Annotated in this window: 25 protein-coding genes and 1 tRNA gene; 18 read left to right on the forward strand and 8 right to left on the reverse strand. The window is 56.5% G+C overall.

All coding sequences use genetic code 11. The features are described 5' to 3' along the window. Positions 1–8: 8 nt before the first annotated feature. Positions 9–779, reverse strand: coding sequence for an NRDE family protein (locus tag NH395_RS00195; protein WP_253021531.1), 771 nt, complete (start codon positions 777–779; stop codon positions 9–11). A gap of 198 nt (positions 780–977) precedes the next feature. Between NH395_RS00195 and NH395_RS00200 the strand changes: the two genes are divergently transcribed. The 11 genes from NH395_RS00200 (at position 978) to NH395_RS00250 (ending at position 12,159) form a co-directional block, all read left to right on the forward strand. After that, the gene (locus NH395_RS00200; RefSeq protein WP_253021533.1) at positions 978–2,150 is read left to right on the forward strand and encodes a response regulator; all 1,173 of its coding nucleotides are present in this window, start codon (positions 978–980) and stop codon (positions 2,148–2,150) included. Beyond that, positions 2,147–2,950, forward strand: a complete 804-nt coding sequence (locus tag NH395_RS00205; RefSeq protein ID WP_253021535.1) for a sulfite exporter TauE/SafE family protein — start codon at positions 2,147–2,149, stop codon at positions 2,948–2,950. The genes NH395_RS00200 and NH395_RS00205 overlap by 4 nt, the downstream gene beginning before the upstream one ends. Positions 2,951–3,095: 145 nt before the next feature. Further along, complete coding sequence (gene lgt, locus NH395_RS00210; RefSeq protein ID WP_253021536.1) at positions 3,096–3,884, forward strand: prolipoprotein diacylglyceryl transferase; 789 nt, start codon at positions 3,096–3,098, stop codon at positions 3,882–3,884. 92 nt (positions 3,885–3,976) lie between these two features. Next, positions 3,977–4,804 carry a thymidylate synthase gene (locus tag NH395_RS00215; RefSeq protein ID WP_366064797.1) on the forward strand — a complete coding sequence of 276 codons (828 nt, stop codon included), beginning with the start codon at positions 3,977–3,979 and terminating at the stop codon, positions 4,802–4,804. After that, positions 4,801–5,334, forward strand: a complete 534-nt coding sequence (locus NH395_RS00220) for a dihydrofolate reductase (RefSeq protein ID WP_253021537.1) — start codon at positions 4,801–4,803, stop codon at positions 5,332–5,334. The genes NH395_RS00215 and NH395_RS00220 overlap by 4 nt, the downstream gene beginning before the upstream one ends. Before the next feature lie 87 nt (positions 5,335–5,421). After that, positions 5,422–6,162 (forward strand): ProQ/FINO family protein, encoded by a 741-nt coding sequence (locus NH395_RS00225; RefSeq protein ID WP_253021538.1) that lies wholly within the window; start codon positions 5,422–5,424, stop codon positions 6,160–6,162. A gap of 260 nt (positions 6,163–6,422) precedes the next feature. Further along, the gene (locus NH395_RS00230; RefSeq protein WP_253021540.1) at positions 6,423–7,556 is read left to right on the forward strand and encodes a porin; all 1,134 of its coding nucleotides are present in this window, start codon (positions 6,423–6,425) and stop codon (positions 7,554–7,556) included. 109 nt (positions 7,557–7,665) lie between these two features. Beyond that, on the forward strand, positions 7,666–8,649 hold the full coding sequence (locus NH395_RS00235) for a hypothetical protein (RefSeq protein WP_253021542.1): 984 nt from the start codon (positions 7,666–7,668) through the stop codon (positions 8,647–8,649). A 361-nt stretch (positions 8,650–9,010) separates the two neighbouring features. Beyond that, on the forward strand, positions 9,011–10,969 hold the full coding sequence (locus NH395_RS00240) for a diguanylate cyclase (RefSeq protein WP_253021544.1): 1,959 nt from the start codon (positions 9,011–9,013) through the stop codon (positions 10,967–10,969). A gap of 115 nt (positions 10,970–11,084) precedes the next feature. Beyond that, on the forward strand, positions 11,085–12,032 hold the full coding sequence (locus NH395_RS00245) for an AEC family transporter (protein ID WP_253021546.1): 948 nt from the start codon (positions 11,085–11,087) through the stop codon (positions 12,030–12,032). 50 nt (positions 12,033–12,082) lie between these two features. Then, positions 12,083–12,159 (forward strand) — tRNA-Arg (locus NH395_RS00250). A gap of 57 nt (positions 12,160–12,216) precedes the next feature. On the opposite strand, the gene NH395_RS00255 is transcribed toward NH395_RS00250, so the two are convergent. Both NH395_RS00255 and NH395_RS00260 read right to left on the reverse strand, forming a co-directional pair. After that, positions 12,217–12,801, reverse strand: coding sequence for an exopolysaccharide biosynthesis protein (locus NH395_RS00255; RefSeq protein ID WP_253021548.1), 585 nt, complete (start codon positions 12,799–12,801; stop codon positions 12,217–12,219). Between the two features lie 230 nt (positions 12,802–13,031). Further along, positions 13,032–14,984: a diguanylate cyclase gene (locus tag NH395_RS00260; RefSeq protein WP_253021550.1), complete on the reverse strand. Its 1,953-nt coding sequence runs from the start codon at positions 14,982–14,984 to the stop codon at positions 13,032–13,034. Positions 14,985–15,181: 197 nt separating this feature from the next. On the opposite strand from NH395_RS00260, the gene NH395_RS00265 reads away from it, so the two are divergent. After that, positions 15,182–16,153, forward strand: a complete 972-nt coding sequence (locus tag NH395_RS00265; protein WP_253021552.1) for a GlxA family transcriptional regulator — start codon at positions 15,182–15,184, stop codon at positions 16,151–16,153. A gap of 113 nt (positions 16,154–16,266) precedes the next feature. Then, positions 16,267–17,202 carry an ABC transporter substrate-binding protein gene (locus tag NH395_RS00270; protein WP_253021554.1) on the forward strand — a complete coding sequence of 312 codons (936 nt, stop codon included), beginning with the start codon at positions 16,267–16,269 and terminating at the stop codon, positions 17,200–17,202. Between the two features lie 12 nt (positions 17,203–17,214). Here NH395_RS00270 and NH395_RS00275 read toward each other — a convergent pair whose 3' ends face one another. The 4 genes from NH395_RS00275 to NH395_RS00290 are packed head-to-tail and all read right to left on the reverse strand — an operon-like array spanning position 17,215 to position 20,427. Further along, entirely contained in the window at positions 17,215–18,051 is an 837-nt protein-coding gene (locus tag NH395_RS00275; protein ID WP_253021555.1) for an alpha/beta hydrolase, read from the reverse strand. A gap of 50 nt (positions 18,052–18,101) precedes the next feature. Next, complete coding sequence (locus tag NH395_RS00280; protein ID WP_092825537.1) at positions 18,102–18,557, reverse strand: thioesterase family protein; 456 nt, start codon at positions 18,555–18,557, stop codon at positions 18,102–18,104. Beyond that, a complete protein-coding gene (locus NH395_RS00285) occupies positions 18,557–19,510 on the reverse strand; it encodes an L-carnitine dehydrogenase (RefSeq protein ID WP_253021557.1) in 954 nt (317 codons plus the stop codon). Before NH395_RS00285 ends, NH395_RS00280 begins: the two co-directional genes overlap by 1 nt. Further along, positions 19,507–20,427, reverse strand: coding sequence for a 3-keto-5-aminohexanoate cleavage protein (locus NH395_RS00290; RefSeq protein WP_253021559.1), 921 nt, complete (start codon positions 20,425–20,427; stop codon positions 19,507–19,509). Before NH395_RS00290 ends, NH395_RS00285 begins: the two co-directional genes overlap by 4 nt. 243 nt (positions 20,428–20,670) lie before the next feature. Between NH395_RS00290 and NH395_RS00295 the strand changes: the two genes are divergently transcribed. Together NH395_RS00295 and NH395_RS00300 are read left to right on the forward strand one after the other, a co-directional pair. Further along, entirely contained in the window at positions 20,671–21,948 is a 1,278-nt protein-coding gene (locus NH395_RS00295) for a PQQ-dependent sugar dehydrogenase (RefSeq protein ID WP_253021561.1), read from the forward strand. A gap of 92 nt (positions 21,949–22,040) precedes the next feature. Continuing rightward, positions 22,041–22,358, forward strand: coding sequence for a c-type cytochrome (locus NH395_RS00300; protein ID WP_253021563.1), 318 nt, complete (start codon positions 22,041–22,043; stop codon positions 22,356–22,358). A 32-nt stretch (positions 22,359–22,390) separates the two neighbouring features. Here NH395_RS00300 and NH395_RS00305 read toward each other — a convergent pair whose 3' ends face one another. Beyond that, positions 22,391–23,695, reverse strand: a complete 1,305-nt coding sequence (locus NH395_RS00305) for an L-fuconate dehydratase (RefSeq protein ID WP_253021565.1) — start codon at positions 23,693–23,695, stop codon at positions 22,391–22,393. A gap of 178 nt (positions 23,696–23,873) precedes the next feature. Here NH395_RS00305 and NH395_RS00310 point away from each other — a divergent pair, with 178 nt between their 5' ends. The 3 genes from NH395_RS00310 to NH395_RS00320 are packed head-to-tail and all read left to right on the forward strand — an operon-like array spanning position 23,874 to position 26,780. Then, on the forward strand, positions 23,874–24,638 hold the full coding sequence (locus tag NH395_RS00310; RefSeq protein ID WP_092825529.1) for an SDR family NAD(P)-dependent oxidoreductase: 765 nt from the start codon (positions 23,874–23,876) through the stop codon (positions 24,636–24,638). 8 nt (positions 24,639–24,646) lie between these two features. Beyond that, positions 24,647–25,651, forward strand: a complete 1,005-nt coding sequence (gene pdxA, locus NH395_RS00315; protein WP_253021567.1) for a 4-hydroxythreonine-4-phosphate dehydrogenase PdxA — start codon at positions 24,647–24,649, stop codon at positions 25,649–25,651. Continuing rightward, on the forward strand, positions 25,638–26,780 hold the full coding sequence (locus tag NH395_RS00320; RefSeq protein ID WP_253021569.1) for a four-carbon acid sugar kinase family protein: 1,143 nt from the start codon (positions 25,638–25,640) through the stop codon (positions 26,778–26,780). Before pdxA ends, NH395_RS00320 begins: the two co-directional genes overlap by 14 nt. Positions 26,781–26,814 lie beyond the last annotated feature (34 nt).

Below are 26,814 nucleotides of genomic sequence, written 5' to 3' on the forward strand. Positions count from 1 at the left end.
TACTTTGCTCAGCGCTCGCAGGGGACGCTGAGCGTCGTTTCTCCTTCAAATGCTCCCCAAGGCCCAAAGCGTTGCTCGGTCAGAGAAACGTCGCCATTGTCAGCCAGCGTCAACCAGCTGGTGGCGCGGGTGCCGTAGCGCTCGCCGACGATAAACGCCGCTGATAGCTGTCGTTCAAGCTCGGTGCCCACGCCGGTGTCCGGTAGCGCCGATATGGGCGCTTGGTGGGGGTCCTGGAAGGCGGTGAGTGCCTTCCCCGGGAAGTGGCTGGGGTCAACCTGTTCAAGCGCGGCCCTGGCCGATAGCAGTTTCGGCCAGGGGCTGTTGAGCGCCGCGTTGGACAGGCCGTGAACACCAGGCGAGACACTGTGGAGCGATACCTGCTCGCGGCCGCGATGCAAGCACCAGAGCCGGGTAGGGGTGGCAACCAGCAAGTTGAACCCCGCATACTCTGCTGCCCCGCCTTCAGCAAGGCTGTTTAACCAGTCCATCATGTTGTCGCATTCCAAGGCCTGTTTGACCAGGTGCCCGCGGCTCGGCGCGCCGGGTGCAGAGATCAGGGCAGGATCACGAACATTGGTAATCGCCGCAACCCTGCCCTGATGGTTGGCTGCAAGCCAGCTTCCACCTGCCTCCAGGTCGCGCCCACCAACGAGATTGGGAACATCCTGCCAGGGCGCAAGGGGGGCTGTCGGGCGCGCGTGGAATTCATCGCGGTTGCCGATCAGTTGCAAAGGCGTTGCAGATCCAGGATGCCAGCGGAAAGCGATTAAACACATGGAGGGCCCATTTGTCAGGTCAGTGTTGGTCAGGTCAGATTAGTGCTTCAGACAGTGTGTACATGACACTTCAAGCGTCTCGACGTACACTTGCTGCCAGTCATTTCCTACACTAACGCAAATGGCTTTACAAATGTGTAGGTTATCGGGATGACGTATCCGCTTGTGTCGTTTTGCCAGAGAGGAAGGCGCTATTCTATGCAACCTAGTCAGCAGGAGCATTTCTGGAACACCTTGATATGGCCGGTGCTCTGGCCGTTACTGGCCGTGCAGGCCACCCTGGTGGTGCTTTGTGTGCTGGTGGTGTGGTTGGTGGGTTGGGTTTCGCCTGGCTATGCCTCATGGAGCATTTCGCTCTGGTTGATGTTAGCGCTGCTGATCGGTAGCTGCTTGAACGTGGCGGCGTTTTTGATGCTGGTAAAATCGCGAGCCAAGCACAAAGAAGCGCGTCTGATGCAGCATTTGGCTGAGCTTGAGCGGCATGCGCGAGCCATTATTCAGCAAACGTCAACAGCGTCCGCTCAACAGGCGCCAGCGCTGGACGAGCTGCCAACGACACCCCCGTTCGCACGCATTGCGAACGTTAGCCGCGTGTTGTCCAGCTTGTCGACATCAATGACTGGTTGTTCGTCATCGATATCAGGGGAATCGGCCAGCCCTGAGGAAGATGCCCAAGTGCTACTCGATGACCTGCATGACCAGCAGCAGCAGGTAAAACGCTTGCTTGCCGGGCGTGACCGTGCGCGAGAAGAGTCGCGGCTCAAGTCCGAGTATCTGGGCTTGCTGCAACGCGAGACTGATGCACTGTTTGCGCGTTTAAGTGAGCAATTAAATAGTGAAGTCAGCGAAGACTGTCGGGCCAACATGCTCGAGGTGCGCGAGCGAATCGCCGATATTCGGGCCTTGCTAATGAATCTGGTGCAAGACAGTGACGGCCAGAGTGAGGCTTCCGGTACAGCGCCGGTGGCAACGTCGTTGCGCGTGCTGGTGGTCGATGATGGCCCCGTTAATCTCATGTTGGCGCGACAAATGCTCGAAAATCACGGCCTGCATGTCGAGGGTGTGAGCAGCGGTGAACAGGCGCTCGAGCGTCAACAGCAAAGCTATTTTGATCTTGTTTTCATGGATATTTTCATGCCCACGCTCAGCGGGCTGGAAACGACCCGTCGCTGGCGGGAGGTCGAAGCAACCCAGGGGGGACGCAAAAGCGTTCTCGTCGCCCTGACGGCGAACGCTGACAACATGGGGCAGGACGAATGCTTGTCTGCAGGGCTCGACGACCTGCTGACCAAGCCCTATCAGCCCGACACCTTGCTTGGCATCATTGCCAAGTGGTTCCCCGATAAACAACGGATACCATCTGACGAATGAGCACCCTGGCGACGACGTTACTCGGCTACTGGCTGCTTGGCGCTGTCGCCGGCACGATGGCGGGCCTGTTTGGCGTTGGGGGCGGGTTGATCATTGTGCCCGCTTTAGCTGCGGCCTTCACCCTGCAAGGGCTATCCCCTGATGTGGTGATGCATCTTGCCATTGGCACCTCGCTGGCTACCATCGTGGTGACAGGGATGTCATCGACATTGGGCCATTGGCGACGGGGGAGTATCCATCTGTCCTGGTTTCTCGCCTTGCTGCCGGGGTTAATGACCGGTGCCATTCTGGGAGTGCTGGTTGCCGGGCAGTTGGCCGGACCGCTGCTGGGCACGCTATTTGGTCTGTTCGTCCTGTCGGTTGCCGTTAAAATGGCGCTGGGGTTCACGCCTTCACCACGCCAGGCTGCCCAACCCCCGCGCTATGCGATGGTGCTGGCCGGGAGTGTGATTGGTGGCGTGTCGGCGTTGTTTGGCATCGGCGGTGGTACCTTGGCGGTTCCCTGGCTGTCACGCTGCGGGGCGAGTGTGACCCAGGCGGTGGCGACATCAGCCGCTTGTGGTGTACCCATTGCGCTATTGGGCACCGTCACCTTCATATGGATGGGCTGGGGCAATTCCCAGTTACCTTCCTGGGCCACGGGTTATGTCATGTGGCCTGCCTTTATCATCATCGTCATGACCAGTATTCCTTTCGCCCGGGTAGGCGTTCGATTGGCACACCGGTTGCCCAGCCATATCCTGCGTTGGGCGTTTGCAGCCCTGCTTACCGTGGTGGGACTCAAGTTTTTATTGAGCTAGACATTGCGGAGTAAGGCATTATTGAGAAAGACACTGTTGAGAAAGGCATTGTTGAGAAAGACCTCGTTAAGCAAACCATGATTGTTGAGCCAATCGCGTCAATCCATTCAGACACATCAATAGACCCACTAATTAGAGAGCCTAGATGATTAATTATCCAACAATCGACCCGGTTGCCATTGCCATAGGGCCGCTGCAAGTTCATTGGTATGGGCTGATGTACGTCGTAGGGTTTGTGGCCGCCTGGTGGCTGGGTTGTCGGCGAGCGGCACGAATTGGCTTGAGCCGAGACGATATCGGCGATTTGCTGTTTTACTGTGCCATCGGGGTGGTCGCCGGAGGGCGCTTAGGCTACGCGCTGTTCTATGGCCTGGGCCAGTGGGCGGACGACCCGCTATGGGTGTTTAAAGTCTGGGATGGCGGCATGAGTTTCCATGGCGGCCTTATCGGGGTAATGCTGGCGGCCTGGTTCTTTGCACGGCGTAAGCAATTGGCCATGTTCACGTTAACCGACTTTATTGCCCCGCTGGTGCCCATCGGGCTTGGCGCTGGCCGCGTCGGTAATTTTATAAATCATGAATTGCCCGGACGTATCACCTCGCTGCCCTGGGGAATGCCATTTCCTGGCATGGGGCCTGAACCTCGTCATCCATCAGCCCTATACGAAGCCATACTAGAAGGTCTCGTGCTGTTTTGTATTTTGTGGTTTGCATCAGCCAAGCCAAAGTCTCGCGGCTTTATCTCAGGCCTGTTCTTGCTTGGCTACGGCGTTTTCCGCTTCCTGGTCGAATTTTTCCGCATGCCCGATGCCCACATCGGCTTTATCGCCCTTGGCTGGGTGACCATGGGCATGTTGCTGACGCTACCCATGATCGCCCTGGGCATCGTGTTGATAGCGTGGTCGCGCCAACAGCCGGTAGATGCAGTGCGATGAGTAGTGAATAGGGAGTCGTCAGTGGTTCACTGTTCGCTGACGGCCCACATGTATAGAATAGACGTTAATTGATGACTTGATCTGGGATTACCGTGACTGCAACGACGCCGATGAAAGAGGCTCTCGAACAGCCCTATCTGGATTTAATGCAACTGGTATTGAATCAGGGAACCGATCGCCATGACCGCACCGGAGTGGGTACCCGCTCGGTGTTTGGCCACCAAATGCGCTTCGACTTGTCGCGTGGGTTTCCGCTGTTGACCACCAAAAAGCTGCATTTGCGCTCGATTATTCATGAGCTGCTGTGGTTTTTAAAAGGCGATACCAATATCGCCTACCTGAAAGACAATGGTGTGCGTATCTGGGATGACTGGGCGGATGAAAACGGCGACCTGGGGCCGGTTTATGGCTATCAGTGGCGTAGCTGGCCCGACCCCAAAGGCGGCAGCGTTGACCAGATTGCCAATGTACTGGAGCAGATTCGCACGTCGCCCCAGTCGCGCCGCCTGATCGTATCAGCCTGGAATCCGGCCCAAGTGGACGATATGCAGCTGCCGCCATGCCACTGCCTGTTCCAGTTTTACGTGTCGAACGGGCGGCTCTCCTGCCAGCTCTACCAGCGCAGCGCCGATATTTTCCTGGGCGTGCCGTTCAATATCGCAAGCTATGCCTTGCTGCTGAGCATGGTGGCCCAGGTGACCGGGTTAAAGCCTGGTGAGTTTGTGCATACCCTGGGCGATGCCCATCTATACAGTAATCACCTGGCGCAGGCGGAGCAGCAGCTTGGGCGCACGCCCAATGCACCGCCGCGGCTGAACCTGAACCCTGAGGTCAACGATCTCTTTGATTTCCAGTTCGACGACTTTGAGATAGTGGACTATCAGCCGCATCCTCATATCAAAGCCGAGGTGGCGGTATGAGCCAGTTAGAACCGCTGGTGCCCGTGGCCATGATTGTGGCAATGGCGAAAAATCGCGTCATCGGGGTGGAAGGGCAGCTACCCTGGTATTTGCCCGAGGATCTGAAGTTTTTCAAGCGCATGACCCAGGCCAAGCCGCTGGTAATGGGGCGCAAGACCTTTGCCTCGATTGGCAAGCCGTTGCCTAATCGGTTAAACATAGTGGTGACCCGTCAGGAAGCGTTCACTCACGAGGGTGTTCGTGTCTGTCATGACCTGCCCGCGGCGCTTGAGCTGGCTGATCAGCAGGCCACCATCGAAGCGGCCGAAGAGATCATGGTGATGGGGGGTGGGGAGATATATCGTCAAGCCTTGCCGTACGCGACCCGGCTTTATGTCACAGAAGTTGACATCCAAGTAGAAGGTGATGCGTACTTCCCCCTGTTAGACTCCAGCGAATGGCGCGAAACGCAACGCGTGGCCGGGCAGCCTAACGAACAGCAGCCTGATTATGCGTTTGTTACTTATGAACGCATCGTGGCAGACGCCTAGCTGTGTTAAAGCTGTGTCTAAAAGCACTGCGAAGGAGAGCCCAGGATGTCGGTTAGCACTAAATCGGTAAGCGCCGGATCAAGCCCTATGACGTTATTGGACGATCTGGAGCGGCATTTGATGCTCACGCAGGCAGAGCTGGCAAAGCTGCGTGAAGAAAACGCCAGGCTAAAGCAGCAGTTGGCAGAGGCTCGCAGATCGACGCCGCCGGAAGTTGAAGCATCTGATGCGCAACAGTCGTCTTTTGAGTTCGTTGAGCCAAATGAGCAAGCCAAGCCGGAGCGTGAGCCAACGGGAGCATCACCCGTTGATACTCCCTCTCTAGAAGAAACCAAGCCCGAGCCCCCATCCCCCCATGCACTGCTGGCGCAATGGTACAAGCGCTACCCAAAGGCGTTTTTCAAGGGCCATACCCAGCCGCTGAAAGTGGGCATACATCACGACCTGGCTGAACGCGAGCCATGGTCGGGTAAGCTTATTCGCCGCGCGCTGGCAAATTACGTCAATCTGCCGCGTTACATAAAGTCGGTGCGCGAAGGGGCTACGCGGATTGATCTGGAAGGCAACGAAGTCGGCGTGGTTGACGCAGAGGCCGCGCGCCATGCGGCAGAAAAACGCGCCCAGAAGACGCCTGCTACCCGGGATGAGCGTTCACCGTCGGCCCGAGAAGATAAGTCTCGCGCTAAAGCGTCCAAACCCAAGAAAAAAGCATCCATAGAGGCGAGGAAAAAGGTAGAAAAGACGCCGCCTGACGTTGAAGCGCCTCAAAAACAACTTAGCCTGGAAGATAAGCTCTTGGGCTTGCAGCAAAAATTCCAAGGCCGCTAGGACCCCGTTCCAGTGGGCTTGGTTCCAAAAAAAATCACAAATAATAAAAAAACAGTGTTTTTTTCTATTGCGTTCCTCTGAATCCCGGTATAGAGTTTGCCCTGCGAGCATTGGAATATAACAAGGTGTTGTTGAGGAAGTGCCGCATTGTATTGGGAACGCTCCCACCAGTGACACAAGAGCACTCCCAGCAGCCCGACTGCCGACCTTAGGTCGGACAGAAACGATCAAAACAGTAAGCTAGTTAAGGAACCTACATCATGAAAAAGACACTTTTAGCGACTGCTATCGCTGGTGCTGCCTTCGCCTCTGGCGCCCAAGCAGCCACCATCTACAACGAAGATGGCACCAAGCTTGATCTGTACGGCAACATCCAAATTGCCTACAAAAGCATTGATCAAGGTGCTGATGGCAGCGAAGACGAAATCTTTGATAACGGCTCTACCATCGGTTTTGCTGGCGAGCACCTGATCACTCGTGACTTGACTGGTTACTTCAAAGCTGAATTTGAGCACGATGCCGACGAAGCAAAAACCGCTGGTGGCCTCAACACTGGCGACCAAGCCTACCTGGGTTTGAAAGGCAATTTTGGTGATCTGCGTGTCGGTTCTTGGGATCCGCTGATCGACGACTGGATTCAAGATCCGATCACCAACAACGAATTCTTTGATGTATCTGATTCCAATGGACGCATTGTAGGTATCGAAAGTCGTGAAGGTGATAAGTTCACTTATACTTCTCCGTCTTTCAACGGCTTTACTTTCGCGGTTGGTACTCAGTATGAAGGCGATGCTGAAGGCGGTGGTACTGTCAATACTGGCGGTGATACCGGTGCTAACATTACTGTTAGTGACGAGACTGGCAGCAACGCATCCGCTTTTGCTGGTGTTGAATACTCAGCTGGCGCCTTCTCTATCGCTGCCGTTTATGACGATCTGGGTAATAACGATGGTACTTTCACTGGAACAGATGCTGACGGCAACGCTGTAAGCGGCGACTACGACGCTGGCGAACAGTACGGTATTACTGGTCAGTACACTGTTGACACGCTGCGTGTTGCTCTCAAGCTGGAGCGTTTCCAGTCTGATAGTGACTTCCTGGCTGATACCAACTACTACGGCGTTGGTGCTCGTTATGGCTACGGCAACGGTGACATCTACGGCGCTTACCAGTATGTTGATGTTGGCGGTGACGACTTCACCGATACTGCCGATGCAGCCTTCACCAGCGGTGACTTCCCGAACGAAGTTTCTGACGAAAGCTACAACGAAATCGTTCTGGGTGTCACTTACAACGTTTCTGATGCAATGTACACCTTCATCGAAGGCGCTATGTACGATCGTGAAAACGACGAAGATGACGGCGTAGCGGTTGGTGCTGTCTACTTGTTCTAAACCCTCTTTCGAGACATGGGGGTTCCCAGTCTCCTAGGGTTTTGATATATAAAGCCGATCCCTTAGGGGTCGGCTTTTTTATATGTGGGTACAAATGGAGTGTGGTGATATGAAGAAAGTAACGTTGACGGTTAGTCTGCTAGCTCTTGGAATCTGTGTTGCGAGCACTCCCGTCGTCGCCAGTACCATCGAAGAGCGCTTTCGCGAAGAAGGCAAGCAAATGGATTTGACGCGTTTTCTTAGCTCCGAAAACGATGCCCGCAGTCGGAGCTTTTTTTACGGTAGCGTTCACGAGCATGACTTCACGGTGGATGAGGAAGGCACTTATATATTCAGTAGCCAGGTGCCGGCGGGAGAGTCGGATGACTACCATGTTGACGTTGTCTTGATGAATGATGCGGGCAATGTAGTCGCACGTGATGAACTGAACAGTAATGAGCGGTTGAGCCAGGCACTTGTGCCCGGCGACTACGTTTTGCAGGTACAGGGCTATAAATACGGTAGCACGAGCTCTGGCGGAAACAGTTTTTATGTTACCGTGGCCGGGCAGAATGTTGACCAAGGTGTTTCAACCGGTGACGCCATTGCCTTTACGGGTAATCGTCGCGAAGGCGGCCAGTCAGCCTTCGTACGCCGATCAGACACGGTGGTCGCCATTGCCGCCAGTAATGATTCTGTGTCTCAAGAAGAGCCCGCTTCATCGTCTAACACCAATGAGCGAGTAGCCAATAATTCGGCCGACCAGGCATCGAATTCTGATAGCCGTCAAGGCTTCCAGGAAATCGTCACCGACGTGAAGATTCGTGCCAAAGGGGAGGTGCTCAACTTCGAAATGCTCGAGGCCGGGCCTATTCTCATTACCACTTCCACCTTTGGTAATAACAGCAGTGAGTACCGCATTGTGGCAGAAGTGCTGAACGAGCAAGGCCAAATTGTAGCCCGTGATAGTGGCGAAGGCTTTGATGGTGATATCGATTTACGCACAGAGTTGCCACAAGGTCGTTACAGCATCCGTGTTGAGGGGCAAAAATTTGGTGGTGCACGCTCAGGTGTTAATAACTACGAGTTGAGAGTTAAGCGTCTGGATCCATAACAAATCGTTCATATGCATCAGGATAAGCCCCAGCAGGGTTGGGGCTTAGGGGTCGAATCCTGCCGGTTTTTTACCCTTGTCTTATGACGACTTCGCAATGTTGACCGAGCCGCTATACCGATGGCGATATCGTTACAAGGCTCTGTGGTGACAGATGTTTACCAGAAGGAGTTGTCATCAGGGTATCAGTCACGCTTGATTCTTTTGTCGTAAACGCTCAGGTAACGGTACTATAGGCCGATACACAAACAAGATAGCAATTTCCTACGTTGAATATTCGGCAAAGTAAGCGAGGTGCGAGGGTTTGGTTCGCTGGTTAACACGCAAAACTTGCATCAGCTCGCTTCAGAACCGAATGCTGATGGGGCTGGCAATTACCTGGCTACTGGTTGTGATGTTGGTACTGGGTATGGCCTGGCAGCTCGGCAGTTCCATGGTAAAAGCCACCAATATGGCGCATTTGCGTTATGAGTCGACGTTGGTGGCTGATGAGGTTACCGAGCAGGTAGAGGCCCGCATTGATGCATTAAGTCTTCTCAATGACCAGATTGAGAGTGATGCGAACCGAGACACCATGCGAGCCACCTTGAAACGCAATGAAGCCCTGATGGCATGGTTCGAGGGCGTCGTAGTAGCCAACAAAGAAGGGCGAGTGGTGGCTGACTGGCCTGTTGTTGAAGGTCGCGAAGGCCTGGACACTTCTCAGTTGGAATATTTTAAGATGCTGCGCGGCACACAAAGGCCTTACGTTAGTGAGCCCTTTGTGGGCCGTGCCAGCAGTATGCCCATGGTCCTGATTAACGTGCCGCGCATTGATGGCAGCGGTGAATTTAACGGCTTTGTGGGCGGTATTGTCAGTCTTGATTCCGGTGGCCTGTTCGATCGCCTCTCCCGCGTCCGGCTAGGTGAAGAAGGCTATGTCGGGATAGCCACGGCCTCGGGGAAGATTCTGTATCACCCTAACCGAGATCTGATCATGACCGATGTGCCGGATAGGGATTTCAATCCCTGGCTCAATCTGGCATTGGATGGCTGGGAAGGTGAGTCCATCGGCTCGCTGCTTAACGGCCAGGAGGGTTTTCAGTCCTACGGTCAGGTTTGGTCGGCAAACTGGGTCGTGGGCCTTTATTTGCCCAGTGATCAAGCCCTGGCGCCGTTGAGTGATTTTCTGCAGCGACTGTGGTGGCTCGGTGTTGCGCTGACATTGCTGATGCTACCAGTACTCTGGTTGATCCTGCGCCGCATGCTGTCGCCATTAAAGCATTTAGCCAAACAGATCGGTCAAGTAGGGCGTGGTGAGCGTGATCGAGTGGAGCTAGGTACCAGGATGCAAGAATTACAGCACGTGGCGGGTACCTTCAACCGCGTTGAAGACGAACGCCAGGTATTAATGACCAATCTCCAGGAACGTGAAGCTTTTCTTGATTCCGTGCTGAATGCCACTCCCCAAGGCATGTTCGTCGCCAATTTTGACGGCGATATTACCTACATGAATCCAGCGTTGCTGGATATGCTCGATATTCAGCCGAATACGCCGATGAACGCCTGGTTACGTCAAATTCACGCCGATGACCTGAGTGGCGCCCAGGATATGTGGCAACATAGCTTGAAAAGCGGGAGTGATTTCGTCCGACAGTTACGTTTTATTCGCAATGATAAAGAAACGCTGTGGCTGGATATTCACGCTCGGGTGGTCATGCTTTCCCAGGGTGGCCATTCGCTTGGTTTGGTGGGAGTGGTCAAAGACATTACTGAGCGTCGCGAACAAGAGGCCATTCAACGCTGGGAAGCCGAGCATGATCCGCTGACCGGCTTGCTTAATCGGCGAGGTTTCGAAAGGCGTCTTGATGATGCCTTTGCTGAGTTTCAAAAGACCAGCACGCCCTCCGCGCTATTATTGTTCGACCTTGACCATTTCAAGCCGATTAACGATGAAGGCGGTCATGCACTGGGCGATGAAATGCTTAGGCGCATTGCCCAAGTGGTGGCCTGGGAAGTGCGCCGCAGCGACCATGTTGCCCGTCAGGGCGGGGATGAGTTCGGCGTACTGCTGCCCAGCTGTACCTTGAGTCAGGCACGAAAGATAGCTGAATCCCTGTGCCAGTCTGTTGGAGAAATTTCGGTCGTTCACGAAGGCAAGGAATATAGCGTAACGCTCAGTATTGGGGTCACTACCTTCCATGAGGATGATGGTAGTACTGATGACGCAGTGGCGCGTGCCGACGCCGGAAGCTACGCGGCGAAAGACCAAGGCCGCAACGGTGTGGTGATCAATTTGCACGACGAAACAGACGCTGACGTTGTCCATCTCTTTGAGTAGTGTCCAGCCTCTAAAACCTTCCAGCTCCCTAAACAATCGACAAATCTTTGCCAACCGTAGAATATAAGCAGGTGCTGTTCTTGCTATCTGTACTCAGGAAAAGAGATGGTCGCCTGTGAGTCTATTTGAACTTTTTGCCCGGACCCTTGATGTCACCCTGCCGGTCTTTGCCATGGTATTTATCGGTTTGGGCTTAAAACGACTTGGCTGGATTGACCGGCCGTTTGTATCCACTGCCTCTGCGCTGGTCTTCAAGGCGACCTTGCCGACGCTGATCTTCCTGAGTTTGATTAAAGCCGATCTGTCGGTGGCACTGGATATACCACTATTGGTGTTTTTCGCCCTGGCGACGTTTTGTCAATGTGCACTCAGTTGGGTGTGGGCGAGCTTCCGGATCCCGCGTGAGGAGCGCGGGGTCTATGTTCAAGGCGCGTTTCGCGGTAATTGTGGTGTGGTGGGGCTTGCCTTGGCGGCGGGAATGTACGGCAACTATGGCCTTTCGGCAGGGAGTTTATTACTGGGTGTTGTCATCGTTACATACAACGTTCTTTCGGTCGTGGTGCTGGCGATGTACCAGCCTGGTCAGGCCACCGACTGGCGAAGTCTGCTCTGGAAGATCGTTACGAATCCGCTGATTATCGCCGTAGTCGTCGCATTGCCATTTACCGCCTGGTCAGTTGAGTTGCCCCGTTGGTTGATGACATCGGGTGATTATTTTGCCTCTCTTACGTTGCCGTTGGCATTGATTTGTATCGGAGCCACCCTGTCGGTGAGGAGTCTGCGGGATAGTCAGCAGGTTGCGCTAAGCGCCAGCGTCATGAAAATGGCCATTCTCCCCGTGTTAGCGACCGGGGTTGCTTGGATGATAGGCTTTTCTGGGCAACCGCTAGGTTTGCTTTTCCTGTTCTTTGCCAGTCCTACTGCGGCAGCCAGCTTTGTCATGGTCAAAGCGATTGGTGGTAACGTCGCATTGGCAGCCAATATCATTGCCATTACCACGCTGATGGCAAGCGTGACGGTGACCGCTGGGATTTTTGCGTTGCGGCTGCTTGGCTGGATATAGTGCATGCCTTGGCCTGGGTTGGCCGAGACGTTATACTTCTGCCCCTATAAGTCCCTGTAGCTCAGCAGGATAGAGCAGCCGCCTCCTAAGCGGCAGGTCGCAGGTTCGAATCCTGCCTGGGACGCCAATTGAATTCGTAAGGCGGCTTTGACTTTCGTGACACTCTGTTCCCGACGGCTAGCCGTCACAGAAAATTGGCAACGATAAGTATGAAGGTTGCGCTGAATGCCCCCAGTGCCAGCAGCACCAACAAGCCGTCATGCACGACGAGTGCCAGCCCTAACGCTAATAACGCCAGACCAGCCGCTGAAGATGAAAATGGCACCAGCTCCATGAAGGGCATGCAAAATCCGACGACGATGCATAGCGAGGCAATCCCATAGCTACCGCCGTTACGAACGAGAAATGTTAACCTCGGCTTGAGAACGCGATCTATACCCCGTGCTGGCTTGTTTAACCAATGGAGTGCCTTTTGAAGCTTGCCGCGCTCGATGGAACGGTTGAGGATATAGCTGGGCAACCAGAACTGTTTTCGACCCATTAGCATCTGTACGGCGATTAGCAAGACGAACGACCCCATGAAGATGGACATGCCGGGTAAGCCGCTTAGCGGTGAAAACAGCGTGATACCAATCAGCATCAGCAGCGGCCCGAAAGAACGACTGCCAGTCGACTCGACCACCATCCCTACTGAGACCTGATCGTTGTCGTGGGTCAATTGACTAACTCGATCTAGTAGTTGTTCAAGGCTCTGCAGCGGCTGGTTCATTGGAGGTTTCCATGTAGAAGTCCAGCGCTTGATGCGCTGCTTCTGGTGACTAAAAGTGTGTAAGACAAAATGTATAAGACGCTGGGACCGCTTCACTGACCGAATAATTCCCTCGTCCCGCATGCAAGCTGATCTATAGAGAAAGCCATTAAGCTTTCGCTCGCATCGGCAGAACGTCACGGGGAAGAATTGATCGCAGACAGGAGGGGAAGCCCTTCAAGAGATAGTCGTTACGTCTCTTGAAGGACAATGCGATTTCGACCCGTGGATTTAGCTTCGTAGAGACCGCTGTCAGCACGCTTGATAGCGGCTTTTAAGGCCTTTTCGTCGTTGGCGATGTGCGTCAGTCCGAAGGAAGCGGTGATGGCAATGGTAACCGGCATGTCGTCGTGTTCAATGGGCACCTGGGTCTGTTCCACGGCAACTCGAATGCGTTCTGCCACTTGCCATGCTTTCTCCAGTGGCGTGTCGGGAAGCAAGATAGCGAACTCCTCCCCGCCGACACGGCACAAAAGATCCTCCTGGCGCAGCAATCCTTTAATCACGCTGGTAAAGCGTTTAAGCACTTCATCGCCGGCGTCATGACCATATTCATCGTTGATGCGCTTGAAATGATCAATATCGATAGCGATGAGAGAGATCGGCGTTTGGTGCCTTGAGGCACGTGATATCTCGACGCTGGCCTGCGCTTGCAGATAGCGTCGATTGTAGACGCCGGTTAACGGGTCCGTCATGGCCTGGGCGCGCAGCTTTTCTTCCAGTTGCTTGCGCTCGGTAATGTCAAAAACGGTGGCGTTCGAGTACTTAAAACGATCATTTTCCAGATATCCGACCCCCTGAATGACCACTTGGCGCTTGTGGCCATCGGTGGCTATCAGCGTGCATTCTGCCTCGCCTTGTCGGCCTGCTTGTACGTCCTGAAAGGCGGCATCAAAATCGAGCAGTGATTCCGGTGAAATAAAATCCCGGTAGCTGCGTTTTCCGACAACATCGCGGGTTAAACCTAGCCAGTCAAGTTCGGTCTGGTTCATTTTAAGGATCACGCCATCGGCGTTCAGCGAATGGTAACCACAGGGAGCGTTTTCATACAGGTTGCTGACTTCGGTGGCCTGCTGCTGCGCCTCTCGACGCAGCTTGCGTTGTTGGTGGCGGCTAATTGACCAATAGATGCCCAGCGCCACAGCCGTGGAGTAGGTTAGCAATAAGAACCAGACAACAATGGCTTCATCTTGTAGCAGAGACTTCCAGGTGGGGGCAGGTAGGCTAACCCCTAATACCCAGGGGAGAGTATCGTCCTGGCTGAAAATGCGTCCTGCTAGCCCCTGGAACCCCTGGCTGCGTATATCCAAACGTTGGAAACGTAATAAATGGTTGCCAAGGGTGAACGTCCCTTCATCTTGCTCGGTCACGGGTTGCCAGGGTTTAGCTGCCAGTCTGGCGTAATTGTCACCAAACCTGATCATCGGCAGTCGTTGGCTGCCCTCCGTTAGGAGCCAACCGCCCTGGGCATCAGCCAATAGAACGCCTGCGTCCGGGGCAATGAGCATGGCTTGTTGGACGGCTTCCGTCAGAAATTGCCAGTTAAGGCTCAACAGGACCATCCCCTGGCGTTCGCCTTGATCGTTAAAAATCGGTGTAGCGACATTGACGACCGGGATTACCTCACCGCTGAGTAGCTCGTATTGGAGGTTGCGGCCGGGTGGCGAGATGTAAAGATCACGGGCGAACAGCTTGCTGGCGGCTTTGAAATAATCGGTATTTGCATGACGATGGTCATCAAAGCGAGGGTCGGATTTAATCCCGACCGGAGCACGCAGGACTTCGTTGCCCTGATTATCGATCAGTATAAGCTTGGTGTAGCGCGGGTAATGTTTGACCAGCGTCGATAAAAAATCGGTCAACTGTGCTGTCGTCGAGCTGTCGACGCCTTCACCATTCTTGTCGGTCATGTGGGCCTTGATGATAGGCATCTCGGCGACTGCGAGCGCGTAACTGAGCGTCTCCTTGATATCGCGCAATAGAGTATCTTTGCCCACCTGCATGATGGCGCGTGTTTCTGCACGGATGCTTTCCTGGCGGGTTTCCAAGTGCACATGAAGTACCGGCCATAGTATAGCCGTTACTAAAATCAACGGTAAGGTTACGGCCATCAAGAGGCGCACGTACAGGCGCTGTTGAGTCAATTGAGATTCCTGTGATTATTTTAAAGAGCTATTGTCTTTAGTATATAAAGTATACGCCAATAGCCGATGATCGGATATGCGCGAAAGCCAGCATGCCGGGGGTATTCGATAGTTTGCTAATTGCTGCGAAGACGCTTCAAATGGCTGATAAGCTGCTTTTCTCTCCACGTTTAAATGTACTGAAAGTGAGCACTTTTATGCGTCTTAGTTACCAGGGTCCGTCACCAGAAATGGTCGGGTTTTTATTGTTGCCGCAGTTTTCCATGATGGCTTTTTTTGCGGCCGTTGAGCCGCTGCGTATCGCCAATCGCATTGCCAGCCGCCCGTTGTTTGATTGGACCTTGATCAGTGCCGATGGCGGGCCGGTAACGGCGTCCAACGGCATGACGCTCATGGCAGATCAAGCCACCCGGGAGGTGCATCACTTGCCATCCTTGGCAGTATGCAGTGGCTTTACCCCAGAGGCGCATCTCACTCGGCCGTTAATGGCGTGGCTTCACCAGTTGGATCAGGCGGGCTGCTGTTTGGGCGGCATTGATACCGGCGCGTTTCTGCTCGCCGCCACCGGGCTGTTAAAACGTGAACGGGTGGCGCTGCACTGGGAAAGTCTGCCTGCTTTTCGCGAACGCTTTCCGGGTATCGATACCACCGATGAACTTTATGAGTTGGGCGAGCGGCGTTTTTCCTGCGCTGGAGGAGCCGCCGCGATGGATATGGCGTTGGAGGTGATTGCGCGGCGCCATGGCGCGAAGCTGGCCATCGATGTTTCCGAGCAGCTCATCCATGATCGTATCCGCACCCGCAGCGACCAGCAGCGCATGGCCCTGGTAAAACGCCTGGGCACCCACAACCGGCGCGTGGTCGAGGCTGTGGCGCTCATGGAGCAGAACCTTGAAGAGCCGCTCACGCTTGAAGAAGTGGCGAGCCGGGTAGAGGTGTCGGTGCGGCAGCTACAGCGGCTGTTTGAACAGGAATTGAAAGCCACCCCGCGTCAATGGTACTTGCAGCTGCGCATTAAACGCGCCCGGCGACTGCTTGCCGAGACCGATCTGGCGATCTTGGCAGTAGCCGTGGCCTGCGGGTTTAGTTCGTCGTCGAGCTTTGCACGTGCGTTTCGCGCCTATTACGGCGTCTCGCCACGGCAGATACGCTATACATCAGCGGAATAAGCCATTTGTATCCGGGTGGTCGCCTAATGAGTAATAATTGTCGCTTGGCGATTAGTAGTGGGATGGAAGCCGCGCATACTGGCAGAACCTAATCAACAAGAGGGTTTAGCCAGATGCCGACCACTATCAAATCAATGTCGTTAAAAGCGGGTTTTTTACTTACTGCGTTGACCGCTACACCTGCGATGGCAGAGCTCGACGAGCTGCGCTTTGGGGTGCCGCCGTGGCCAGGTGTCACCGTGAAATCCGAAGTGGCGGCCCAACTGCTCGAAACCATGGGTTACCAGACGCGGCAGCAGGATCTAGCCGTAAGTGTCATTCTTGAAGGCTTGTCGAATAACGATCTTGAGGTCTATTTAGGCGGCTGGTACCCCGTGCAGACCGATATGGTCGAGCCGTTGGTGGCGGACGGCAAAGTCGAGAAAGTGGTTTCGAACATCAGCGGTGCCAATTCCGGGTTGGTAGTTCCCCAGTACGTTTACGACGCTGGCGTGACGACGGTTGCTGAGCTGGCAGAGCATCACGACCGGTTCGACGGTGAAATCCAGGGCATTGAAGCCGGAATTGGTATCAACGAGGCGATTCTCAACGCCATTGATAACGACCTTGCCGGCTTGGGCGATTGGCAGCTCCGCGAAAGCTCGACGTCGGCAATGCTGGCCCAGGCTGAGCAAAAAATGGCCGATGAAGAGTGGGTGACCTTCGTTGGCTGGGAGCCTCACTGGATGAACGTGAGCTTCGACTTGGCCTACTTGGCCGATAGCGACGACGCGGGTGTGGCGGCTATTGAAAGCACCGTATGGACTATTACGCCTGCCAGCCTGGCGGACGAAGCACCGGAGGTCCACCGTTTCCTCTCGCAGTACGTGATCGATATCGAAGACCAGAACGAGTGGGTGCATGAGTACAGCTACGAAGAGCGCCCGGCGGATGAGGTCGCGCATGAGTGGATCGGCAACAATCTGGATACTGTAGCCGAGTGGCTAGAAGGCGTTGAGACCCGAGATGGTGAACCCGCTATTGAGCAGGTACGAGCAGTCTATCAATAAACTCTAGCTCGCTTAGGGCCTGTTGACTTGGTCGATAAGCCGTCTATGAAGCGCCTGGCAGAAATCCTGCCAGGCGCTTTTCATTGAAGGCAGCAGCGCATGAGCGTGTAGCACACCGTGCACCATCTGCGGTGCGCAACGATAGCCCACTGAGGCGCCCACTTCCTGCCAGTTAGTGACTGCGGTTTCGATGGGCCGAGTAAGCGGGTCGTGCTCCACCGTCAGTATTTCGATGCCAGTCGCAGGTGGCGCAAGATCGCGCTGGGCGGCGCTGATCTCTGGGCAGCGTTGGCGAACGCCCAGTATATCGTCGCGTGAGAGCAGTGGAGCATCCTCCCCGAGACACCCAGGTGATAGCTCGCCAACCGTTGGATAAATCAACCCGAGCGGCGGTGCCTCGATCAAAGGGTGGGCAAGATCGATCGCCAGCCGCCCGCCTGCGCTGTCACCTACCAGCGCAATGGGCTGTATCGCTTCCAGCACCGTTTGACAGTCTGCCAGCATATCGGGGTAAGCGACCTCGGGCGCAAGCCGGTAGTTGACGCTTACCACTTCACGACCCAGCGCATGGGCCAGGCTGGCGGCGGGGCCATGGTGGCTTTCGGTCGAGCCGATGGTAAAGCCGCCACCGTGTATGAATAGCACACATCCCGTTCGGCGTTGCGCGGGGATAAAATGGCGTACATCGACGCCCTCTATAGTGCCGTTTTTAATCTGCATACCGGTCGGATCAGAAGGGGCGAATGTTCGGCAAAGACTGTCATAGGCGCGCCGCGCCTGGGGTAATGGCATTTTTTCCATTTCCGCCAGTTGTGCACTGAAGCGTTGAATAAAGGCATCAATGTGCATGGCGTTTGCCTTTTCGCATCACCTGTCGTGGATAACCTGTTTTATATAGCCTAGCGTCGTATGCCGATAGTGCGTCCTGCAAGCTCCGGCCACAGGTCTTTGTTGGCTTGAGGAAGCTTCGCCACGGAGCTTGCTACCGGCTCAGGAAACGCGCTGGGTCGTCCTGATCCCTGTTCCATGCCCATCAGCATCTGTTCGCTGCTGGCCAGCAGGTTGTCTTCATCATCGAACATGGCGAAAAACACGTGCAGGCGTTTGGCATCGCTATCCAGTAGCGTCAGGTCGACGCTTAACGGTTGGTCTTGGTGTGCCTCGCGGCGATAGCAGAGGTGGGTTTCCAGCGTGTAGATCGTATAGCCGTAATGCGCCCGGCCCGCTTCGTCGAGCCCTATCTGGTCGATCAGCGCTTCACAGGCCTGGGAGAAGACGCGGGCGTATGCCGCGTCGTTCATATGCCCATTGTAGTCGACCCACTCAGGGGCGACTTGGGTTTCATGGATGATCATTAAATGCGTCCTTTTAAGCCCTCGGCTTCCGGCCAGTACTTGTGGACGACCTCAAGCAGCTCGACCAGAAAGTCATCGCGACGCTTGTCCAGTGTCGCCACCGAGCGCCCCGCGGCCTGATGTTCACAGCCTTCTACCACTTTATCAATCAATTCGTCGGTAAGTTCCGGGGCTTCCAGTTTGGTCCAGGGCAGTTTTAACGCCGGGCCGAACTGTTCCAGCATATGGCGCATGCCTGATTCACCGCCCGCAAGATGAAAGGTTAAAAAGGTGCCCATCAACGGCCAGCGAAGCCCACAGCCGTAAACCACGGCCGCATCGATTTCTTCGGTGGTCGCCACGCCATCATTGACCAGGTGCAAGGCTTCCCGCCACAGCGCTTCCATCAAGCGGTCGGCGATATGGCCTTCTATTTCTCGGCGAACCACCAGCGGGCGCATGGCGAGCGACTGATAACGTTCCTGGGCGGCGGCCATCTGCTCGGGCTGGGTGGCCTCACCCCCCACAAGCTCCACCAGCGGCAGTAAATATACCGGGTTGAAGGGGTGGGCGACGATCACGCGACCGGGTGCCTGTTGGCACTGCTGCTGCAGATCGGTGGGCTTGAAGCCGGAGGTGGACGAGCCGATGATGGTGTCCGGTGCGGCCGCAGCGTCAATGGCCGCTAGAATTTCTTGCTTGAGCGGTAGACGTTCGGGCACGTTCTCCTGAATCAGGTCAGCGCCGCTTATGGCCTCCTCAATCGTTGCCACAAACGTCAGCCGCTCAGGGTTGGCATCAGGTGCCAGGCCGAGCTGGGTTAACGACGGCCAGGCGTTATCGATAAATGAACGGGTACGTTCCGGAGCTTTGGGGTCTGGATCGAAAGCGACGACGTCCCAGCCCTGGGCGAGGGCGCGGGCAATCCAGCCGTTGCCGATCACGCCGGTGCCAATCGCGGCTAAACGGCTCATGCATCACCTCCTGATGAGATGCCCATGACATTTCCGGTCATTGGGTCGCGTAGTTTGAGGTGGGCGCGGGTTTCTGCAGGCGTCATCACCCGGGCGCCCAGGTTCTCGATAATGGTCGAGGCTTTCTCGACCAGTTGACCGTTGTTAGCCAGCACGCCTTTCTCTAAAAACAGATTGTCTTCCAACCCAACCCGGGCATGGCCACCCAGCAGTACCGCCTGGGCCACCATGGGCATTTGATGGCGACCAATGCCGAAGGCGGCCCAATTGGCGTTTTCCGGCAATTTATTGCGCATGGCAAGCATGGTTTCGGTATCCGCTTCGGCGCCCCAGGGGATGCCCAGGCAGAGTTGATACAGCGGGTCGTTGTCGATCAAGCCTTCTTGCTGCAGCTGGCGGGCAAACCAGACATGACCTAGATCAAAGCACTCAAGCTCTGGCTTGACGCCTGCCGCTTGCACCAGGCGAGCATGTTCGCGCAGCCAGTCGGCGGGGTTCACGTAGACCATGTCGCCAAAGTTGAGGCTGCCGCAGTCCAGGGTGCACAGCTCGGGGAGCAGCTCACCCACCGGTGCGTGACGTTCCGCGGGCGTTTGAATATCGGTGCCGGGGCCGCCGCGGGTGGGGTCGCTTACGTCTGGTATCCAGTCACCGCCGCCGCCAGCGGTGATGTTCATGACGATATCGGCGTCTGCCTCGCGAACACGCTCCATCACCTCACGGAATTGCTCGGTGGAATGGCTGACACCACCGGTTTCCGGATCACGCACGTGGATATGCGCGATGCTGGCTCCGGCGCGGGCCGCGTCAATGCAGGAAGCGGCGATAGCCTTGGGGGTGACGGGTACGTTGGGGTTTTTAGCGGTGGTATCACCCGCGCCGGTAACGGCGCAGGTGAGGATGACATTGCGGTTCATGGCGCGCTCTCTCGTCAGGCGTTCATTCGCTGACCAGTGTGTCGCGATGGGTGAAAATTAGTTGTCGATAAGCGTCATTCAGTGTGCACAACCTGCCTAACCTTCGACGCGGTTAACCTGGGGAAGGTCGAACCAGGCATGAGTTGACACGAAAAAATTGACCGCAAGGTTTGCCGACCTAAACTAAAAAAGCGTTCAACAAAGTTGGTAAAAATGACAACAACAATGGAAGGAGAACCTTCGATGTCTCAACGACTAGCGTTACGGCCGCTGTGTGCGGCTATTGCTTCGGCGGTGATTGTCGGTTTCCCGACCGTCGCCACTGCCAATGAACCTCAACTCAGCCAATCTGAAGTATTGACTGGTCTTGAAAACCCCTGGGATATGGCCTTTCTGCCTGATGGGACAATGTTTTATACCGAAAGATGTCGCGGACTGTCGGTGCGGCTTCCTGACGGCGACGTAGAGCATCTGTTAGGCATGGAAGGCACTGATGACTATGCCACCACGGCAGATGATCTTGTCTGCCAGGGGCAGGCAGGGATGAACGGTGTTGCGGTCGATCCGGATTTTGACGACAACCGGACGATCTACGTCTACTCCGCTTCCAGCAAGTCCGAGCCTCGTACTAACCGTGTGCTTCGCATGACGGTGAACAGTGATTTTGATGAGGTTTCGGATCGTACTGATATCATTGATGATATTCCGTACAAGCCCGCTGCCACCGACCACCCGTTTGGCGACGCTGGTGCCCATAATGGCGGGCGACTTCGTTTCAGTCCGGATGACGGTTACCTTTATGTGACCACTGGCGATAACCATAACAGCGAGATTCCGCAGTCCCCGGAGTTACTCGGGGGCAAGGTGCTGCGCATCGACCGGGATGGCGACGCCGCCGAGGGTAATGAACCGCCGGAAGGCTTCGATCCACGTATCTACACCTATGGCCACCGCAACGTACAGGGCATCACCTTTCATCCGGACACTGGCCAGCCCATCGTGACGGAGCACGGTCCCTGGCATTCGGATGAGATCAATGCGCTGGTCAATGGTGGCAACAGTGGCTGGGATCCGCGGCCCAATATGGCTGGCCGCGGCGACTGCCCCGATGATTACTGCGGCTATGAACCTAATCAGAATGAGGGTATGGATCCGCAAGAGCGCGCTGACTACATGCCGGTGACAGATACTGAGACCTACCCTGATGCCATGCAGCCAGCCTGGACCAATAATGGCCTTTCGCAGGGCATAGTAGCTGCCGAGTTTTTGACCGGTGAGCAGTGGGGGAATTGGGATGGCCGTCTGCTGGTTGGCTTTATGGGGATTGGTTTCGGCGGTACGCCGGTGGGGCAACGCATTAACCTGATTGATATTGCGGAAGATGGCCTGTCGGTCAATGACGTTGCCGAAATGCCGCTGCCGATGGGCTCGGCTCGTTTCCGGTCAATCGTTCAGGGGCCAGAAGGTGATCTCTATACGGCGGTGGACGAAGGCATTATTTATCGCATCACGCCAGAATGAGTTGATTGCAGTCGCACTGGCGAATAGCCGTGCGGCTGCACTTTCATCTCCTACTCTTTGATTAATACTAATCTACCGGGAAAAGGCAATTGATGAAGATATTACTGCTCTGGAGTATGTCGACTGCTCTGATGATGGGTGCGACTGTTGTTCAAGCGGCGGACAAGTCCGCAGGCGAAACGTTGTATGCGGATAGCTGCGCCCAATGCCACGGTCCGAGTGGAAAAGGGATGGCCAGTTTTCCAGCGCTTACCGGCCGGGATGCGGATTACATCACTTCACGCCTTGAGGCTTATCGGGCCGGGGAAAAGGTGGGATCAAACTCTTCCCTGATGATCCCCAACGCCACCGACCTGTCAGATGATGACATCGCCAACCTTGCCGCCTATATCGCGGATATCGCCGAATGACCCCAAGCGCATGAGTTTGATGAATTTACCACTCAGCTTTCCTCCTGCCAGGCGGCGCCGTCCGGGAAACGGTGCCTGGCCAGCGAGTCGGCATGCATGGTGATGCTATAACCGGCGGCAGTCGGCACCTGGTAGCGGCCTTGGCGGATGACCACGGGGTCGACGAAGTGCTCGTGCAGATGGTCGACGTACTCCAGTACCCGGCCCTCGAGGTTACCCGACACGGCGATATAGTCGAACATCGAGATGTGCTGGACGTATTCGCATAGCCCAACGCCGCCAGCGTGGGGGCAGATCGGCACGCCGAACTTGGCGGCCATCAGCACCACCAGGATGACCTCGTTGAGCCCGCCCAGTCGCGCAGCATCGATCTGGCAATAGTCGATGGCGTCGGCCTGCAGGAACTGCTTGAACATCACCTTGTTATGACAATGCTCGCCGGTGGCCACGCCAATCGGCGCGACACGGTGACGTATCTCGGCATGGCCGAGGATGTCATCCGGGCTGGTGGGTTCTTCGATCCACAGCGGGTCGAACTCCGCCAGGCGGCGCATCTTGGCCACTGTCTCATCGACTTCCCACACCTGGTTGGCATCCATCATCAGCACGTTGTCCCAGCCGATTTCCTCGCGCAACAAGGCGGCGCGCCGGGCATCTTCGTCGAGATCGCCGCCGATCTTCTGCTTGAAGTGCGTCCAGCCCTCGGCCAGGGCTTCGCGAGCCAGTTGGCGAACCTTGTCGTCGGTGTAGCCGAGCCAGCCTGCCGAGGTGGTGTAGCCGGGAAAGCCGTCACGACGCATTTCGGCTTCCCGCCCGGCCTTGCCGGGGGCCTGCTTGCGCAGCAGGGCGATGGCTTCTTCCGGCGTCAAGGCATCGGTGACGAAGCGGAAGTCGAGGCAGCGTACCAGCTCTTCAGGGCTCATGTCGGCGAGCAGCTTCCACACCGGCTTGCCTTCGCGCTTGGCCCACAGGTCCCAGACAGCGTTGACCATGGCGGCGGTGGCCAGATGGATTGCGCCCTTGTCGGGGCCGATCCAGCGCAGTTGGCTGTCGCCGGTGATCTCACGCCAGAAGGCACCCATGTTGGCGGTGATCGTCTCCAGCGAGCGGCCCTCAAGGAGTGGAGTGAGTGAGCGAACGGCGGTGATCACGATCTCGTTGCCGCGGCCGATGGTAAAGGTCAGGCCATGGCCCTGGGGGCCGCTTTCGTCATCGGTGTGCAGGATCACATAGGTGGCCGAGTAATCAGGTGCGGCGTTCATGGCGTCTGAGCCGTCCAGCGAACGGGAAGTCGGAAAGCGTATGTCCTGGACCTCAACGCGAGAAATGGTGGTCATGGTGGCGTCCTCATGGTCGTTGGCGTTGGTGGGTAATGCGAATGGCTAAGAAGGTGAACTGGCATCTGGCCAACTTTCACCTATGATGCAAGCAATGTCATGATGTATGAAAGGTATGCCATAAACCCTAACGCAACCTAATGGCGATTGCCACACGATATCCAATCAGGAGTACAGCATGTTCGATGAAATGAAAGGCAAGCGAATATTGGTGACCGGTTCGAGCCGGGGGATCGGCGCGGCAGTTGCCAGGCGGCTCGGCGGACTGGGGGCGCGCGTGGCGGTGCATTATCACCGTAGTGAAGGACCGGCCCAGGCGGTCTGCGACGATATCCGCCAAGCGGGCGGTGAGGCCTTTCTGATTCAAGGTGATATCAGCCGCACGAAAGAAGCCACCGCGATCGTCGATCAGGCGGCGGAGCAACTGGGTGGGCTCGACCTGTTGATCAACAATGCTGGCGATATGCAGGGACGCGTCAGCCTGGACGAGATGGATGATGACTATTACGACCGCGTCATGGACCTCAACGCGCGCTCGGTCGTCATGGCCAGTCGGGCGGCGCTGCCTTATCTGCGCCAGGCCGGGGCTGGCAATATCATCCATACCGGCTCGATTGCAGCACGCAATGGCGGTGGCACTGGCGCGGGTCTCTACGCCTCGGCCAAGGGCTTCGTCACTACCTTGACCCGCAACATGGCCAAGGAACTCGCCGGCGACAATATTCGTGTCAATGCCGTAGCCCCTGGCGTGATCACCACGGATTTCCACGCGCGCCACTCCAACGATGCCCAGATGGAAGCCGCGCGTGCCACGATCCCACAAGGTCGTCTCGGCAGCGCCGAGGATTGTGTTGGCGCCTATCTGTTCCTGGCGACGGACGCCCTCAGCGGCTACATCACGGGGCAGATTATTGAAGTCAACGGCGGGCAGTTGATGCCATGAGCCGCAATATGCAATACGACATCGCCATTACCATGGGGGATCCGGCGGGTATCGGCCCCGAGATCATCTGCCGGGCCGTCGCTGACATGTCGCCTTCGGCGCGAACGGGCACGCTGCTGGTCGGCGATCCTGCGATCTTTCGACGTGCCGCGCAAACCATCGGTAGCGACCTGGATTTCGCGCCTTTGGATATGGTCGACGGCCACGCAGATTGTGTGGCCGTCGCCGTGGTGGAGGCGCCCGCCGGTGCCGACATTCCCGACGGCGAGATCAGTGCCGGTGCCGGTGACATGGCTTTTCGCTGTATTGCCAGGGCCGTGGAGCTGGTGCAGAGCGGTCGGGCCGGGGTGATCGTCACGGCGCCATTGAACAAGGCGGCACTGCATGCGGCCGGTCATTATTACGATGGCCACACCGGCATGCTGGCGGCGCTAACCGGTGCGCCCTCGTCGTTCATGCTGCTGGCCTCCGAGCACTTGTCGACCCTGCATGTGTCGACCCATGTGTCGTTACGTGAGGCCATCGATCGGGTAACGCCCGAGCGGATCATTGCCACCGTCGAGGCCGGTGACGCGCATCTCAGGTCGCTGGGAATGGCCAATCCGCGCATCGCGGTGGCCGGACTTAATCCGCACTGCGGTGAGGGCGGTATTTTCGGCGACGAAGACACCCGCTGTATTGCACCGGCCGTCGAGACCCTCAAGACGCGTGGATTTGATGTGAGTGGCCCGATTTCCGCTGATACCGTCTTTTATCGTGCCTCAAAGGGCGAGTTCGACCTGGTGGTGGCCCAGTATCACGATCAGGGGCATATCCCGGTCAAGCTGATTGCCTTCGACACCACGGTGAACGTCAGTCTTGGTTTGCCGATCCGGCGTACGTCTGTGGATCATGGTACCGCCTTCGACATTGCCTGGCAGGGCAGGGCGGATGCGACCAACATGGGGGCGGCGATTGCGTACGCGCATCGGTTGGTGGCCGGAATGAGAGCTGGCGCCAATGAGCGTGAGTGAGTGCCGAGTCGCCATCGTTGCCGACGACCTGACAGGTGCGTTGGACGCCGCGGCACCTTTCGCCCAGCGCGGTGCGACGACACGCGTGGTCGTGGCATTGGAGAACCTGGAAGTTTCCTTGGGCGAGTGGCAAGGGGCGCCCCCTGACGTGATCGCGGTGACGACCGAATCACGCCACCTGACGGCATCGGCGGCGGCAGAGCGCGTGGCGCAGGCGACCCGGATACTCGCTCGTCTGGCTCCTGCTGTGTGGTTCAAAAAAATCGACTCGACACTGCGCGGCCAGGTAGTGGCTGAGAGCCTGGCGATGCACCGGGCTTGTTGTCGACGGCTTTTGCTCGCTCCCGCCGTTCCTTCTCAGGGCCGCACGACCTGCGATGCCCGTATTCTCGTGCACGGTCAACCCCTCGGGGCGACCGACTTTGCCCGTGACGCACGTTCCCGACCCCCCAGTGGTGGGCTGGATGCCCTGTTCGCCGATGCCGGATTACCCCTGGCACGCCATGTTCCAGGGCAGCGATTGCCGATGGCGGACAGCGTGGCGGATGCCGAGACAGACGCCGACCTTGAGACCCTGGCCAGCGAGGTCGGCGATGAGCCGGGTAAGTGGCTGGCGGTAGGCGCGGCGGGGCTGAGTCGCGCCCTGGCTCAGGTCATGTTCGGTGAGGCGGTGTCATGTGTTCATGTGCCTTTTAGCGGGCTCTGGATGGCTGTGGGATCACGCAGCGAGCGAGCCGCGCAGCAGGTGGCCGCGCTGCGTCGTGACACCCCTGATTTACCGGTGGTAACGGATAGCGCTGACGTGACGGTCGAGTCGCCTTACCTGTTGCTGACGCCTGATCCAGAAGCGCCGCCGCGGGATGCCAACGAGGTAGCAGCGACGCTTGCCGACGCTCTTGCCGTGGGCATGGTAGCGGCCAAACAGCGCCTCTATCTGATGACCGGTGGTGATTGTGCCAGTGCACTGATGAAAAGGCTGGCGGCCCGCTATATCGAGGTGGTGGGCGAGTGGGAACCAGGAATGGTACTGGGCTATCCGCAGGGCAACCGGGAGTGGCCCTTGCTGACCAAGGCAGGCGGCTTCGGCGATGAGGCGTTGCTGGTACGCTTGCTCCGGTCTCTGGAATGAACGCCCACCCAGAGGTTGCATTGCTCAGAATTGG

The organism is Halomonas sp. Mc5H-6 (genome assembly GCF_024124705.1).
GTDB lineage: Bacteria > Pseudomonadota > Gammaproteobacteria > Pseudomonadales > Halomonadaceae > Vreelandella > Vreelandella subterranea.